Raw genomic sequence first — 14,763 nt, forward strand, 5'->3', positions numbered from 1 at the left:
TGGGACGGGTTTCCAATCGGTTGCGGATCGCATGCGATTCCGACGTTCGGTTGAGACCCGTCCCGTCTTTATAGAGACAATAAGAAAGGAATCTGCATGTCTGAGATTGCTGCCGGTCCTGCCGGTCGTATCGAACGTGTCCGTGCCCTGATGGTCGAGCGCGGCTACGACGCTATCGTGGTACGCGACGAGGCCAATCTTCGTTGGCTCACGGGCGTGAAGGGCGTCTTCGACTACACCTTCGAGTTCCCGCACGCGGCGTTTATTACGGCTGACCAGTGCCTGTTCCATACCGACTCGCGCTACCTCAACAGCTTTGAGGAGAACACGCCCGCCGGCAGCCCCTGGGTCTACGACATGGACGAGGGCACCATCCCCGGTTGGGTCGCCGGCAAAATCGCGGCCAACAAGTGCCGCGTCTGCGCTGTCGAGGACGACATGCAGATCAACTTCTATCAGGGTATTCAGCGTGGTCTGGAGGATCATTCCGTCGCCTGCATGCTGCCGCTGATGCATGCCGACATTCGCAAGATGCGCGCCATCAAGGACGCCGAGGAGATCGAGCTCATGCGCCATGCGCAGTCGATCACCGACGCCGCCTTCCAGCACATGCTCGGCTTTATTAAGCCTGGTATGACCGAGAAGCAGGTTCGCAACGAGCTCGAGAACTTTATGTTCGCCAACGGCGCCGATAGCCTTGCCTTCGGCTCCATCGTGGCGAGCGGTCCCAACACCGCCAACCCGCATGCCGTGCCGAGCGACCGCGTGATCGAGAAGGGCGATTTCGTTCTCATGGATTATGGCGCGGGTTATTGCGATTACCGCTCCGACATGACGCGCACTGTCGTGATGGGCGAGCCCACCCAGGAGCAGCTCGACCTGTACGCACTCGTGCGCCGTACGCACGAGGAGTGCGTCGCCGCCATCCATCCGGGCGTTGAGGGCAACGACATTTTCAAGCTTTCCAAGAAGATCATCGGCGATGCCGGCTATGGCGATTACTACAACCATGGTCTGGGTCACGGCGTCGGTATCGACATCCACGAGCTGCCCAACTTTAACCGCAGCAAGAACACCATCGCGATCGGCTCAGTTATCACCATGGAGCCCGGCGTGTACCTGCCCGGTGTGGGCGGCGTGCGCCTGGAGGACTACGGCGTCGTCACCGAGAACGGATATGAGCCCTTCACCAAGACCCCGCACGACCTGCACGTCATCGATTGCTAGCCCATTTCGATAGATTTTTGGGGCGGGGCGTCCGAAATGATTCGGGCGCCCCGCGTTCTCTTTTTATGCGCTCGCTGCAGGCGCCGTCTGCAAGTGTATAATTTCGGTCGTATGTAATTTGGACGCTTGTGCGTTCTGCCCATAACAAGAAAGGTCGCTATGCCTACCATTTCTACCGCCGACTTCAAGAACGGCCTCGGTCTCCGCATTAAGGACAAGGTCTACACCATCGTCGAGTTCCAGCATGTCAAGCCGGGCAAGGGCGGCGCGTTTGTGCGCTACAAGACCCGCGACATCAAGAGCGGCCGCGTCGTCGAGAACACCTGCAACGCCGGCACCAAGTTCGAGAGCGTCATGCTCACCACCCGTGAGTTCCAGTACCTCTACAACGATGGTACCGACTACATCTTCATGGACAATGAGTCCTATGAGCAGGTTCCCGTTCCCGAGGACATGGTGGGCGAGAACTCCAAGTGGCTGCGCGAGAATGACATCTGCCAGCTGCTCTTCGCCGACGATGAGCTCATGGGCGTGACCCCGCCGATGTTCATCGAGACCACCATCGTCCAGACCGACCCGGGCTTTAAGGGCGATACCGTCCAGGGTTCCACCAAGCCGGCCACGATCGACACCGGCGCTGTCATCCAGGTCCCCATGTACCTCAACGAGGGCGAGGTCATCAAGGTTGACACCCGCGACGGCAAGTTCGTCTCCCGCGTTTAGCAACCAACTCTTCTAGGAGGACTCATGCCCCAAGAAATCAAGATTGACGGCATCGGCATTTCGCCCGATGTTCTGACCGCCATCGTCTCGCGCGCCGTGTCCGATGTCGAGGGCATCGCCTCCGTTGGCGTCAAGGACCTTGCCACTAATCTTGTCTCCATGATGCTCTCGTCCAAGGCCCCGGCTTCCGAGCCGGCTGTCGAGGCCGAGGTCGTTGGCGACAAGCTCGCACTCACCGTGCGTGTCGTGGCGTTCTTTGGCTATCCGTTCAAGAAACTCGCCGAGGCCGTTCGCGCTGCCGTGGTCGCTGCCATCGATGCCCAGGTTGGCGTTGAGGTTGAGCGTGTTGACGTTTGCATCGACGGCCTCGTTTTCCCCAAGGAGTAACCTTTGAGCCTTAAGGTTTATCGCGGGCGTACGCTTGCCCGCAGTCAGGCGCTGCAGCTGCTGTTCCAGGCCGAGGCCACGGACAGCCCGCTCGAGCGCGTCCTCGAGGGTGATTTCCTGATCTCGAAGGGTCCCCTCGACCCCTATGCGCTGGAGCTGTGCCGCGGTGCCTACGAGCATATCGACCGCATCGACTGCGCTCTGCGCTCCGTTGCCAAGAACTGGGATCTTATGCGCATGCCCGGTGCCGACCGCAATCTGCTGCGTATCGCCGTTTACGAGATGCGTTTCCTCACCGACGAGGAGGTCTCGGACGCCATCGTGATCAACGAGGCCGTCGAGCTTGCCAAGGCCTATAGCACCGACCAGTCCGCGTCGTTCGTCAACGGCGTGCTGGGCAAGATCGCTCGCAGCGAGGAGCTGCCGGGCGAGGACCTATACCAGGAGCTGCTGGCCGAGGATCGCGCTCGCGAGGAGGCACAGGCTGCCGAGGCTGCCGCTAAGGTTGCGGTTGCCCAGGCTGAGGCTGGTGTGTTGGCCGAGGATGCGGACGCTGCTGAGGCCGTCGAGGCCGACTCCGTCGAGGAGTAGCCATGCCAGAGGGTTCTGTCCGTAACTTTGATGAGATTTCGGACCGTCTGGATCAGATCATCGCTACCGTTCGCTCCAAGGATACCTCCTTGGAGCGTTCGCTCGATTTGTTTGACGAAGCGATTGAGCTGGGCTCCCGCGCGGTCGATATGGTCGACAAGTTTGAGTTGACGCCGCGTGAGGCCGACAAGCTCGAGCAGGAATACGATGAGGATGCGGCAAACGAATCCCAGGATAGCTAGGCCGCATCTCCGGATACGAATGGTTGATGGCATTCATGAAACGCGTGCGTCTTGATGACGAACTGATTTCACAGGGCATCTGCGCCGATCGCGCGGATGCCCTTCGCACTCTTATGGCCGGCTTGGTCTCGAGTGGCGGTGAGCGCTTGACTTCGCCGGGCCTCAAGGTGATCCCGGGGCTGCCGCTGCATGTGAAGGGGCGCATTCCCTATGTTGGCCGCGGCGGTCTTAAGCTCGAAGGCGCGCTTGATGCGTTTGGCATCAATCCGACGGGCCTTGCCTGTCTGGATGTGGGCTGCTCTACCGGCGGCTTTACCGATTGTCTGCTCAAGCGCGGAGCTGCGACCGTTGTCTCGGTGGACGTGGGTCGCGCCCAGTTCGATTGGTCGTTGCGCCAGGACGATCGCGTGACGCTGCATGAGCGCACAAACGTGACGCAGCTGCCTGAGCTTGGCTATGCCGGCACTATCGACCTGGCTGTGTGTGATGTCTCGTTTACCAGCATCGCGAACATTATCGATGCGGTACTGGCGTGCCTGGCGCCTACGGGTGCATTCTGCACGCTCGTAAAGCCGCAGTTTGAGGCTCCGGCGGCGCTGGTGGGCGAGGGCGGCATTGTGACCGATCCCGCCGTGCGCCGCGATACACTCGTGGCGGCGGTTGAACTCTTTGCTGCCAAGGGCCTGTTCCCGGTCGATGTGTGCGTGTCGCCCATTCATGGTGCCAAGGGCAACGTTGAGTTTTTCCTGTACGGCACGAGATTTGACCCCGGCGATCGCTCGCAAGACGAGCTGCAATCCCAGGTATCGGTTATGAGCGAGAAAGCTGCAACGCTATGAAGGTCTTTCTGGTTCCCAATTACTACAAGCAAGAGGCGGTCGAGAGCGGCCTGATGCTCGAGCTTTGGCTGACTCGCCAGGGCTATGAGGTCGCATGGGCTGCCGACCAGCGATCCAAGATTCAGAGCACGCCTGATATTGACGGCTCCGATCTGGTCATTACGCTCGGCGGCGACGGTACGTTGCTGCGCGCTGCCCGCATCCTCAACCATCGTGAGATTCCTATCCTCGGTCTTTCCTATGGTCACCTGGGCTTTCTAACTGCTGCGAGCCCCGAGGAGCGCGACATCCTGCAGGTCGTGAGCGACGCCCTGTCCGGTGAGCTGCACGTGAGCCGTCGCGCCACCATCGCCGCGGATATCGTGTCCGTGCGCGAAGACGGTACGAAGGATGTCGTGCGCACCTTCGCCCTCAACGACATGGCGCTTACCCGCGGTCCGCTGTCCGATATGGTCGAGTTCGACATCACGGTGTCCGGCCATCATATCGACCGTCTGCGTGGCGACGGCGTGGTCGTGTCCACGGCGACTGGTTCTACGGGTTACGCGCTCAGTGCCGGTGGCCCCATCGTGAGCCCCGACTATACGGGCATGGTCTGCGTACCCATTGCGCCGCACACCATTCAGGCTCGTGCCTTTTTGACCTCGCCGAGTGATGTCGTCGAAATCTTTATGTCCGATGATCGCCCGAGCGTTCCGGCGATCGCTATCGATGGACAGTTTATTACCTGCGATGGCACCGTTGAGAGCGTGGCGGTGCGCCGCGGGCCCGGAGATGTGTTGCTGCTGGATTACGGCCCCGAGAGCTTCTATAACTCGGTGAGCCGCGTATTCTACGGAGTCCGTCATGATCGATGAGCTGCAGGTTTATAACATTGCACTCATTCGCGAGGCGACGCTGGTGCCGAGTGCCGGCCTGACTGTCCTGACTGGCGAGACTGGCGCCGGCAAGACCGCGCTGCTCTCGGCCCTCAAGCTAATTTTGGGCGAGCGTGCGGATTCGTCGACGGTGCGCGAGGGCGAGGCACTGGCGAGCGTCGAGGCGCGACTCTTCGACGGGCCTCACGACACGGAGGGGTTCACCGTACAGCGCAGCCTTTCTGCCGAGGGCCGCAGCCGCGTGAAGATTGACGGTCGCATTGCCAGTGTGCGTGAGCTTTCGGAGCGCGTCGGCGTGATGATGGATCTGTGCGGCCAGCACGAGCACCAGCGCTTGCTCGATCCGGCGCATCACGTTGCGATGGTCGATGCCTGGGCGGGACGCTCTGCGCTCGAGGCGCTCGAGCACTACCGTGCTTGCTTTAAAGCCTCGCGCGCGGCTGCCAAGGAGGTCCGTCGCGTCGAGGAGGCCTCACGTGCGCGGGGGAGTCGCGTCGAGGAAGCGCGCTTTGCGCTCGAGCGCATCGGCGAGGTCGACCCCAAACCGGGCGAGTATGAGGAACTCGAGGAACTGCTGCCGCGCTCCGAACATGCCGAGGTACTGGTTGCCACAGCTAACGATGCCCATGCATCGCTTGCCTCCGAAGGGGGAGCGCTCGACGCCGTGAACAGCGCCGTGGCAGAACTTTCCCGAATGGCTACCGTCGATCGCAAACTGGGCGACATTGCCGATGCGCTTTCGGATGCCTGTATCTCCCTTGAGGATTGCGCGAACGAGCTTCGTACCTATCGCGATGGCGTCGCCTTCGACCCGCGCGAGCTCGCACGCATGCGTGAGCGATATTCCGACCTCAAGGGCCTGTTGCGTCAGTGGGGTCCCACCATGGACGATGTTTTTGCCATGCGCGATCGCTCGCAAGAGCTGCTGTCCCTGGTCGATGATGGCGATGAGCAGATCAAAAAGGCGCGTGAGGCACTCGGGAGCGCCGAGCGCGAGTTGTTTGCCGCTGCCAAGGCACTTAAGCGCGCACGCAATACGGCGGCCCCGCGCTTCTGCCACGAGGTTGGCCGCCAGATGGCGCGCTTGGAGATGGGTAGTGCCGAGCTCGTCTGGGAGTCGCGCGATCTTCCCCGTGCTGAGTGGACGCCCGTTGGTCCTTCGAGCTACGAGCTGCTATACCGCAGCGGTGCCGGCTTGACGCCACGTCCCCTGCGCCGCATTGCGTCGGGCGGCGAGCTCAGCCGCGTCATGCTTGCAAGCAAGGTTGTCCTCGGTAACGCGGACGGTGTCGATACGCTGGTGTTTGACGAGGTCGATGCCGGTGTCGGTGGCTCCACGGCGCGTGCACTCGCGGGCGTGCTGGCAGATCTCGCCTCTACGCATCAGGTGATTGTCGTAACCCACTTGGCGCAGGTCGCCGTCATGGCCGACAAGCATTATGTTGTCAGCAAGGAACCAGGCGATGTTCCCCAGACGCATTTGGACGAGGTAACCGGCGAAGCGCGTACCGCCGAGATCGCCCGCATGTTGAGCGGCGATCAGTCCGAGGCTAGCCTGGCGCACGCAAAGCAGATGCTCGAAGAAGCTCGAGGTTAGGTCGTATCAGCGGTGTTGGTGGGACAAAATAGACTGAATTTTTTGTCCCACTTCGCGTTTTACTCCACGACCTTATCCGGTTGGATGAGCTCTTCGTAGTAGCTGATATGCTCTCGGGCGTTCTCGATTTCGGGCAGCAGGAAGTTGTAGATGACCTCTATGATCATCGTGGCGCTCATCTTGGAGAATGCGAAGTCACCCGTTGTCAGCAGCGCTTCGTGATTGACGGTATTAAAGGTGTAGTCGGCGAGGCGCGCAAGTGGAGACTTGCTATCGCTGCTGATGACGACTACGGTTGCGCCGCAGTTGCGAGCCGCTTTTGCCATGCGATTCAGTCGGCGCGATTTGCCAGAGTTTGAGATTAGCACGATGACGTCACCCGGGCGTAACGTGAGCGCAAAGCCGATTGATGTCTCGCTAATGGTGCTCGCCATGCAGCGCAGGCCCAGCTGCGAGAACTTGAACGTCGCGTCGAGCGCGACGGCGTTGGTGTTGCCTACGGCCGCAAACTCAATAACGCCGGCGTTCTTAAGCGCGTGTACAACTGCGGCCAACGTGTCGTGATCAATGCCGTCGATGGTCGCATTAAGCTCACTCACCTTGGCGGCGAGGATATTTTTAAGGCTCTGCTCCATGTTGTCGAGCGAGACCTCGTCGGTCAGGCCCTCGTTGCGCTGACTCTCTAAGTCGCGCGCCAACGAAAACTGAAAGCTGCGGAAGCTGCCAAAGCCCAGCTTGCGGCAGAAACGCGAAACGGTCGCCTCGGACGTGGCGGCAGCGCGCGAGAGCTGAGCCGCCGTGAGGCGTGGCGCCTCGGACTGGTGCTCCAATATATAGTCGACAATGCGCTGCTCGGACTCGCTGTATCCCTGGTGGGTACTAATGAGGGAAAGTGCGCTTTTGCTACTATCGGTCATGGATGGCTCCTGGTTGGCATGAAAATCTAACTTGATTTGCAATGCCATAGTATACGGGCATTTTCAATTACAAGATACACCTTGCCGTTTCAAGTGTTGATGGTAAACTTTCACTTGCCGTTTACGGTTATGAAAGAACCTTTCACCGGAGAATTGCGCCTTGTCTCTTCTCACGCGGACGGTAGGTTGGTATCTTTCAGTTGTGGAAAAACGCGCATCGAAGCGCGTGTAGGGGAGCGCCCGCGGGCGCTGTACTCAAGAAGGAGGGACACATGGCTAAGTTTGACATCATCGCCGCGACCGGTTGCCCGACCGGCATTGCGCACACCTTCATGGCGAAGGAGGCGCTGGAGAAGGCAGCTGCCGAGCGCGGTCTGACCATTAAGGTCGAGACTCATGGCCAGGTCGGTGTCGAGAACGAGCTCACCAAGAGCGAGATCGCCGGTGCCAAGGCCGTCGTCGTCGCAGCCGATAAGGATGTCCAGGCTGAGCGTTTCGCCGGTAAGCCCATGGTTTCCGTTGGTGTTTCCAAGGCCCTGTCTGTCGAGGCTGCTGGTAAGCTGATCGACCGCGCGCTCGCCGCCAAGGGCGACGACACGGTTGCCGCTGCCGCCGATGTCGAGGACGAGGTCGAGGAGAAGGAGTCCATCGGCCACGTCATCTACAAGCACCTCATGAACGGCGTCAGCCACATGCTGGTCTTCGTCGTTGCCGGTGGTGTTCTGACCGCCATTTCGTTCCTGTGGGGCATCACGTCCTTTGATTCGACGGCTGCCGACTACAACAGCTTTGCTGCGATGCTCAAGATCATCGGCGGCATCGCCATGAACCTTATGGTTCCGGTGCTTTCCGCCTACATCGCCGAATCCATCGGCAAGCGCCCGGCGCTCGTCCCCGGTTTCGTTGCCGGTATGATTGCCATCCAGGGCCTGCCTGTTAACGCCGAGACCGGCATGATCGACGCCGGTGGCGCCGGCGTGGGCTTCGGCTTCCTGGGCGGCATCGTCGGCGGCTTCCTCGCCGGCTATGTCATCCTGCTGCTCGAGAAGGTTTTCTCTAAAATTCCCGCGAGCCTTAATGGCCTGAAGGCAATCTTCCTGTATCCGCTGTGCTCTACCGCCATCGTCGGCCTGGTCATGCTCGGTATTTCCGGCCCCATGGCTGCCATTAACCAGGGTATGATGGATTTCCTGCAGAGCCTCGGTAACTCCGGTCCGGTGATTCTTGGCCTGGCCATCGGCTGCATGTGCGCCTTTGATATGGGCGGCCCGGTCAACAAGGCTGCTTACGCTACTGGCACCTTCCTGCTCGGTACCGCTCTCGAAGCTGGCGTCGGCACCGAGACCTACAACTTCGGCACCAACTTCATGGCTGCCGTCTCCGCCGCTTGCATCGTTCCGCCGCTGATCACCACCTTCGCCGTCGTTGTCGGCAAGAAGTACTTCAGCCAGGAGGATCATGACGCCGGTATCGTCAACCTCATCCTTGGTTGCACCCACATCACCGAGGGCGCCATTCCGTTCATGACCAAGAACATCTGGCCCGTCATGCCCATCATGATGCTCGGTTCTTCCATCGCTTCCATCTTGACCATCTTCTTCAACGTTCACGATCCGGCGCCTCACGGCGGCTTCCTGGTCCTGCCTGTTGTCGAGAACGGTCCGCTGTGGGTCCTCGCGATCCTCATCGGCGCTGTGGTCGGTGGCATCCTGTTCGTGGCCTTCAAGAAGTACGACTTCGAGAAGAATCAGAAGGCCGCTCCTGTAGCCAAGCCCGTTGAGGCCCCCAAGGCCGCTGCCGTCGAGGCCCCCAAGGCCGAGGCTGCCGACTTCGTGAAGGTCGAGAATGTCTTTGTCGCCGAGGACTTCGCTTCTCGTGACGAGGCTCTGAGCTTCGTTTCCAACCAGGCCGTCAAGGCAGGTATCGCCAGCGACGCCGACGCCGTGATGAACGCCTTCCTGGCTCGCGAGGCCGAGGGCACCACGGGCATGATGGAGGGCTTCGCCATCCCGCATGCCAAGTCCGACGCCATTACCGAGGCTGCCGTCATCGTCGTTAAGGACGAGTCCGGCGTGACCGGTTGGGACACCATGGACGGCGCTCCCGTTAACGTGGCTATCGCCCTGCTCATCCCGGGTGCCCAGGCTGGCACCACGCACCTCAAGATCCTGTCCAAGGTCGCCGAGGCGCTCATGGACGAGGACTTCCGTGCCACCGTCAAGGGTTCCACCGACGCCGCCGAGATCGCCAAGACGATCAACGCCCGCCTGGTCTAATCCCCCAGCCCGCGAATAACATCGCCCCCTGTATATAAGGCGGAGTCCCTCCCCAGGGCCTCCGCCTTTTTTCTATCCCTCCCATAAGTTGCGGTGAAATAGGGACTGTTTAAACGATTCAACTCCAAATGCAGTCCCTATTTCACCGCAACTTACAAAAGGGCATAGAGGGGGCTACCTATCGAGTCTTTGTCGCGAACAGATCATTAGCCAGAATTCCGTTCGCACGATATTGCTCTGGACCGACCGAGTTTCTGCAGCTTGCTCGCCCACAGGGGGCCGGGCGCGGCCAGTGAGATTTATCGCGAGTTCCGCACGAGCCGAAGAGCACTTAATGTGCTCTTCGTGCGAGCAGGACTGTAGAGCAGGAAATCTCACTGGCCGCACCCGGCCCCCTGTGGGCGAGCAAGCGGACGACAAACACATCTGTCCAACAATTCGTCCGAAACATAATGAAAAACCGTTTGATGTGAGTTAATATAAACAACGTCGTGAATCTGACTCCTGCCACATACATGACAGGGGTTAAACACAAAAAAGGAGTCAACTATGGTTTCTGAGAAGGCTACCCTCGTTAATCCTCAGGGTCTGCACATGCGTCCGGCTGGTCTGTTCGCCTCCACCATGGGCAAGTACGCCTGTGACGTGACGGTCGTCACCCCCGAGAAGGAGGTCAACGGCAAGTCCCCGATGGCCCTCATGGCTGCTGGTATCCCCTGCGGCACCGAGGTCGAGGTCAAGTGTGACGGCGCTGACGAGGCCGAGGCTCTGGCTGCTGCCATCGAGCTCATCAAGAGCGGTCTTGGCGAGTAGAACTCAAACGGGTCGCATGTTGAACAACTAAGTTCATATTTGGGGGCGCAGTGACCTGTTGTAAGGTAGCTGCGCTCTTTTGTCATGGATATGGCAAAACGCTTTATCACATGACACGGAGAGAGGAATGGGAATGTATCAGGGAGTCAACGCTTCCGAGGGCATCGGTATCGGCACCGTCATGGTCGCCGTCGATCCCGACTTGACGTTTGAGCCGCACGAGGTTGCTGATTCGGCAGCAGAGAAGGAGCGCTATCAGTCCGCTCTTTCGGTCTTCTGCGAGAAGACCCAGGCTCAGGCCGACCACATGAAGGAGACGGTGGGCGAGGCCGAGGCCGAGATCATGAGTGGACACATTGTCCTGGCTCAGGACCCGGGCATGACCGACGCCATCAACGCCGCCATTGACGGCGGTACCTGCGCCGAGCAGGCGCTCATGGACACCTCGACCATGTTCGAGAACATGTTCCTGTCCATGGACGACGAGATGTTCCGTCTGCGCGCGGCCGACATCGCCGACATCCGCACCGGTATTCTGGCCGAGCTGCTGGGCAAGGAGGTCGTCGACCTCTCCGTCCTGCCCGAGAACACCGTCGTTGTCGTGCATGACCTCACGCCGTCCATGACCGCCACGATCGATAAGGCCCACGTTGCCGGTATCGTCACCGAGACCGGTGGCCGCACGTCGCACTCCGCGATCATCGCGCGCGCCCTCGAGATTCCGGCTGTCCTTTCGGTTTCCAACAGCTGCACCGCGCTGCGCAACGGTATGACCGTTGTCGTCGATGGTGGCAAGGGTATCGTTGAGGCCGATCCCGACGAGGAGACGCTCGCTGCCTACACCGCCAAGGCCGAGGCCTTCGCTGCCGAGAAGGCAGCCCTCGAGGCCTTCCGTGGCAAGCCGTCCGTGACTGCCGATGGCATCAAGAAGATCATCGCCTGCAACATCGGTAACCCCGATGACGTGCCCAACGCGCTCGATCACGACGCCGAGGCCATCGGCCTGTTCCGCTCCGAGTTCCTGTTCATGGACTCCGCTGAGCTTCCTTCCGAGGAGGAGCAGTTCAACGCCTACCGTAAGGTCGCCAGCGCGCTCAAGGGTGCTCCGGTCATCATCCGCACGCTCGATGTGGGTGGCGACAAGAAGATTCCGTATCTGCATATGGTCAAGGAAGACAACCCCTTCATGGGCTTCCGCGCCGTGCGTTACTGCCTGGCCAATCCCGACCAGTACAAGGTCCAGCTCCGCGCTCTGCTGCGCGCTAGCGCCTTCGGTGACGTCAAGATCATGATCCCGCTCGTCACCTGCGTCGAGGAGGTCTTGGCTGTCAAGGAGCTCGTCGAGCAGTGCAAGGCCGAGCTGACCGAAGAGGGTCGCAAGTTCAACGAGAACATCGAGGTCGGCATCATGGTCGAGACGCCCGCCGCTTCGCTGCTCGCAGACCGTCTTGCCGAGGTTGCCGACTTCTTCTCCATCGGCACCAACGACCTGATCGGCTACACCATGTGCGCCGACCGTGGCAACGACACCATCTCCAACCTGTACCAGGTGTACTATCCCGCCGTGCTCCGCTCGCTCAAGAACATCATCGAGAGCGGCGTGAAGGCCGGCATCATGGTCGGTATGTGCGGCGAGGCCGCTGCCGATCCGCTGCTCGAGCCGCTGCTGATCAGCTGGGGCCTGGAGGAGTTCTCGATGAGCGCTCCGTCGATCCTGCGCGCCCGCAAGACCATCAGTCAGTGGACCAAGGCCGAGTGCGACGAGCTCGCCGAGAAGGCGCTCGCCTGCAACACCGCCGCCGAGGTCAAGGCTCTGCTCGAGTCCGCAGCTCGCTAATTTGGTATCAGAGGTAACCGCGTGGTTGGAATGGGCCGGCCACGCGGCCCTCATATATACAGGGGGTACTGTAAATGTTCTACACGCTAACCGCTAACCCGGCTGTCGACATGACGGTTTCGAGCTCTCCGCTCGAGCCCGACGAGAACGTCCGCACCGGCTCGGCCAGCTACACGGCTAACGGCAAGGGCCTCGACGTGTCCTTCGCCTTTAAGAAGATGGGCGTCGACACCGTCGCGCTCGGCTTCTTCGCCGGCTTCACGGGCAAGTTCATCGTCGAGGAGGTCATGAACCTGGGTTGCCTCTGCCGCCCGGTCTGGACCGACGGTATCACGCGCATTAACACCTACGTCAACGATGGCCAGCACGAGTACGGCATCCTGAACCCGGGTGCTCCGATCACGCCGCAGCACCAGGAGGAGCTCTACAACATCCTGGACACCGCGGGCGATCTCGAGTGCCTGATCGTTTCCGGCTCCGTGCCTCCCAAAGCTACGCCCGACTTCCTGGCTCAGGTCATGGAGCACGCTCAGGCCCGTGGCGCCGACGTCGTCCTGGACCTGTCCTCCGACAAGCTCAAGGAGCTCGCTCACAAGAAGCCGCTGCTCATCAAGCCGAACCATCACGAGATGAAGGCCATCTTCGGCGTGCCGGTCGACACCGACGACGAGGTTCGCGTTGCCATGAAGATGGCTCACGACGCTGGCGTTCAGAACGTGCTGCTCACCCGTGGTAGCCGCGGCGACGCTTACTTCTCCAACGGCGAGGACATCTGGTACGCCAAGCGTGAGTTCAACATCAAGCTGGTTTCTTCCGTCTGCGCCGGCGACTGCACCCTCGCTGCGTTCCTGCACAAGTGGTACAGGGATCGCGACAACGTCGAGGAGGCCATGAAGCTCGCTATGGCCACCGGCGCTAACGTTGCCGAGTCCGTCGGCATTGGCGACTTTGGTCACGTCGACGAGTACAGCAAGCGCGTTGCTGTCCGCAAGCTCGATCGTCAGTAATCGAAACGCGACATATTCGTGCACATGCGGCGCCCCGGTTTCGGCCGGGGCGCCTTTTTGTTCCGCCAGGGGGGTGTTCCTATAGTTTTGTCAACTGGGCAATGCTGTTTTCGAGATTGAATCGCGACATGCTAACGCCAGGCCTTTCGGCCGATGGGCTCCAATCTGTTCGGAGCGCTTCGACTAGGCGGCGTAGGGCACCCTGTCCCGCATGATCGCGTAGATGACCTTCAGCCTCTTTCGTGCCAGCGCCTTGAGCGCCTTGCCGTGCGGCATGCCCCGCTCTCGGCACCTAGCGTAGTAATCGCCCCATCTTCCCTCTGTCCGGGTAAGGCAGTTGCACGAGAATATGAGCAGGTTCTTCAGCCTCTTGTTGCCTTGGCGCGATGCCGTCACCGAGGAGATCGAGGTCCCCGACTGGCGGTTGCGCGGCGCCAGGCCGCAGTACGACGCGAGCCTGTCGTGGCTTGGGAAGTCTTCGATATCTATGGAGATCGCGAGCTCGGAAGCGGTTTTGGGGCCGATCCCCGGCACCGTCAGGAGGCATCGGTAGGTATCGTCGCCCTCGAGGAGGGCGGATATCTCCGCCGTGATCACATCGATCTCCGCCGAGTTCTCGGAGATCCTGCGCGCGAGCAGCCTCACCGCCCGGTCCTCGGCGGCGATGGCCGCCGCGTCCGGCCTTGTCGAGGAGGCCGTCGAGCGGACGAGGGCCTCGATCTTGCCGCGCGCCGCCCCGCGCGTGAGCGCCGCCGCCCTGCGGGGCCCGGCGTCGGCCACCGACCAGGCCCCGCCGAGGGATGCCATGAGCCTCAGCTGGGGACCGTCGGACAGGTCGACCAACGCCTCGAAGGCGGGGCACGATTCCAGCAGGATGCTGCGCAGCCGGTTCTTGCTCCTGGTGTTTTCGCAGGTCAGGAAGTTTCTCTGGGCGGCCAGCGCCCTCGCCGCCGCGACCGTCGGGCCCGGATCCCCGACCGGCAGGAGTGCGTCGGGGATGCCCAGCGCCGTCTTCGCGATGACCATTGCGTCCCGCTCGTCGGTCTTGGCGTCGCCGGCGAAGAGCCTGGCGGCCCCGTGTGCCGCGAGTCCCGGTAGGTACGCCGCCGACATCCCGGCCGCCTTGGCGCGGGCGAGCGCGAGGGCGCCTATGTTGCGCGACTGGTCGACGACCACGAGCGCGTCGGGGAAGCGGCCGAACAGCGAGTCCAGATCGCCCTCCCTGTTCGCGACGGGGGCGCTCAGCAGTATCTCGCCGTCCCGGGTCGCGACGCATGCCCAATGGGACAATTTCCCGACATCGAGCCCGATGACGGCTTCCGGCATTCTAGGTGGTGCCACGGTGTTATCCTCCAATCGGTAGGCCGATCGGAACCCCTCCCTGCGACACCCACATTACCTGGCCGTGGCGCTTGCGCCCGGCAGTTTC

The 14,763-nt window shown here is 61.2% G+C and carries 14 protein-coding genes; 12 read left to right on the plus strand and 2 right to left on the minus strand.

Features of this window, described 5'->3' with window-relative positions:
* Nucleotides 1–96 precede the first annotated feature (96 nt).
* The 8 genes from LCQ44_RS07880 to LCQ44_RS07915 all read left to right on the plus strand — a co-directional run bounded on the left by LCQ44_RS07880 (nt 97) and on the right by LCQ44_RS07915 (nt 6,484).
* Nucleotides 97–1,227 carry a M24 family metallopeptidase gene (locus tag LCQ44_RS07880; protein WP_225093529.1) on the plus strand — a complete coding sequence of 377 codons (1,131 nt, stop codon included), beginning with the start codon at nt 97–99 and terminating at the stop codon, nt 1,225–1,227.
* A gap of 159 nt (nt 1,228–1,386) precedes the next feature.
* Nucleotides 1,387–1,950 (plus strand): elongation factor P, encoded by a 564-nt coding sequence (gene efp / locus LCQ44_RS07885; protein ID WP_006233983.1) that lies wholly within the window; start codon nt 1,387–1,389, stop codon nt 1,948–1,950.
* A 24-nt stretch (nt 1,951–1,974) separates the two neighbouring features.
* Nucleotides 1,975–2,337, plus strand: a complete 363-nt coding sequence (locus LCQ44_RS07890) for an Asp23/Gls24 family envelope stress response protein (RefSeq protein ID WP_195503163.1) — start codon at nt 1,975–1,977, stop codon at nt 2,335–2,337.
* A 3-nt stretch (nt 2,338–2,340) separates the two neighbouring features.
* Nucleotides 2,341–2,928 carry a transcription antitermination factor NusB gene (gene nusB, locus LCQ44_RS07895; protein WP_225093530.1) on the plus strand — a complete coding sequence of 196 codons (588 nt, stop codon included), beginning with the start codon at nt 2,341–2,343 and terminating at the stop codon, nt 2,926–2,928.
* Nucleotides 2,929–2,930: 2 nt separating this feature from the next.
* Complete coding sequence (locus tag LCQ44_RS07900; protein ID WP_006233978.1) at nt 2,931–3,170, plus strand: exodeoxyribonuclease VII small subunit; 240 nt, start codon at nt 2,931–2,933, stop codon at nt 3,168–3,170.
* Nucleotides 3,171–3,205: 35 nt separating this feature from the next.
* Nucleotides 3,206–4,009, plus strand: coding sequence for a TlyA family RNA methyltransferase (locus LCQ44_RS07905; RefSeq protein ID WP_148331517.1), 804 nt, complete (start codon nt 3,206–3,208; stop codon nt 4,007–4,009).
* Nucleotides 4,006–4,866, plus strand: a complete 861-nt coding sequence (locus LCQ44_RS07910; RefSeq protein WP_035138200.1) for an NAD(+)/NADH kinase — start codon at nt 4,006–4,008, stop codon at nt 4,864–4,866. Before LCQ44_RS07905 ends, LCQ44_RS07910 begins: the two co-directional genes overlap by 4 nt.
* Entirely contained in the window at nt 4,856–6,484 is a 1,629-nt protein-coding gene (locus tag LCQ44_RS07915; protein WP_138374856.1) for a DNA repair protein RecN, read from the plus strand. Before LCQ44_RS07910 ends, LCQ44_RS07915 begins: the two co-directional genes overlap by 11 nt.
* A 59-nt stretch (nt 6,485–6,543) precedes the next feature.
* Here the strand turns inward: LCQ44_RS07915 and LCQ44_RS07920 are convergent, their stop codons facing one another.
* Nucleotides 6,544–7,401: a MurR/RpiR family transcriptional regulator gene (locus LCQ44_RS07920; RefSeq protein ID WP_225093531.1), complete on the minus strand. Its 858-nt coding sequence runs from the start codon at nt 7,399–7,401 to the stop codon at nt 6,544–6,546.
* Between the two features lie 272 nt (nt 7,402–7,673).
* On the opposite strand from LCQ44_RS07920, the gene LCQ44_RS07925 reads away from it, so the two are divergent.
* The 4 genes from LCQ44_RS07925 to LCQ44_RS07940 all read left to right on the plus strand — a co-directional run bounded on the left by LCQ44_RS07925 (nt 7,674) and on the right by LCQ44_RS07940 (nt 13,334).
* Nucleotides 7,674–9,677 carry a fructose-specific PTS transporter subunit EIIC gene (locus tag LCQ44_RS07925; RefSeq protein ID WP_195503159.1) on the plus strand — a complete coding sequence of 668 codons (2,004 nt, stop codon included), beginning with the start codon at nt 7,674–7,676 and terminating at the stop codon, nt 9,675–9,677.
* 549 nt (nt 9,678–10,226) lie between these two features.
* Nucleotides 10,227–10,490 (plus strand): HPr family phosphocarrier protein, encoded by a 264-nt coding sequence (locus LCQ44_RS07930; RefSeq protein WP_022094575.1) that lies wholly within the window; start codon nt 10,227–10,229, stop codon nt 10,488–10,490.
* A 133-nt stretch (nt 10,491–10,623) separates the two neighbouring features.
* A complete protein-coding gene (ptsP, locus tag LCQ44_RS07935) occupies nt 10,624–12,327 on the plus strand; it encodes a phosphoenolpyruvate--protein phosphotransferase (protein ID WP_225093532.1) in 1,704 nt (567 codons plus the stop codon).
* A gap of 74 nt (nt 12,328–12,401) precedes the next feature.
* Nucleotides 12,402–13,334 (plus strand): 1-phosphofructokinase family hexose kinase, encoded by a 933-nt coding sequence (locus tag LCQ44_RS07940; protein ID WP_006233969.1) that lies wholly within the window; start codon nt 12,402–12,404, stop codon nt 13,332–13,334.
* A gap of 183 nt (nt 13,335–13,517) precedes the next feature.
* Here LCQ44_RS07940 and LCQ44_RS07945 read toward each other — a convergent pair whose 3' ends face one another.
* Complete coding sequence (locus LCQ44_RS07945; RefSeq protein ID WP_225093533.1) at nt 13,518–14,675, minus strand: IS110 family RNA-guided transposase; 1,158 nt, start codon at nt 14,673–14,675, stop codon at nt 13,518–13,520.
* Nucleotides 14,676–14,763 lie beyond the last annotated feature (88 nt).

Source organism: Collinsella aerofaciens, from assembly GCF_020181355.1.
GTDB lineage: Bacteria > Actinomycetota > Coriobacteriia > Coriobacteriales > Coriobacteriaceae > Collinsella.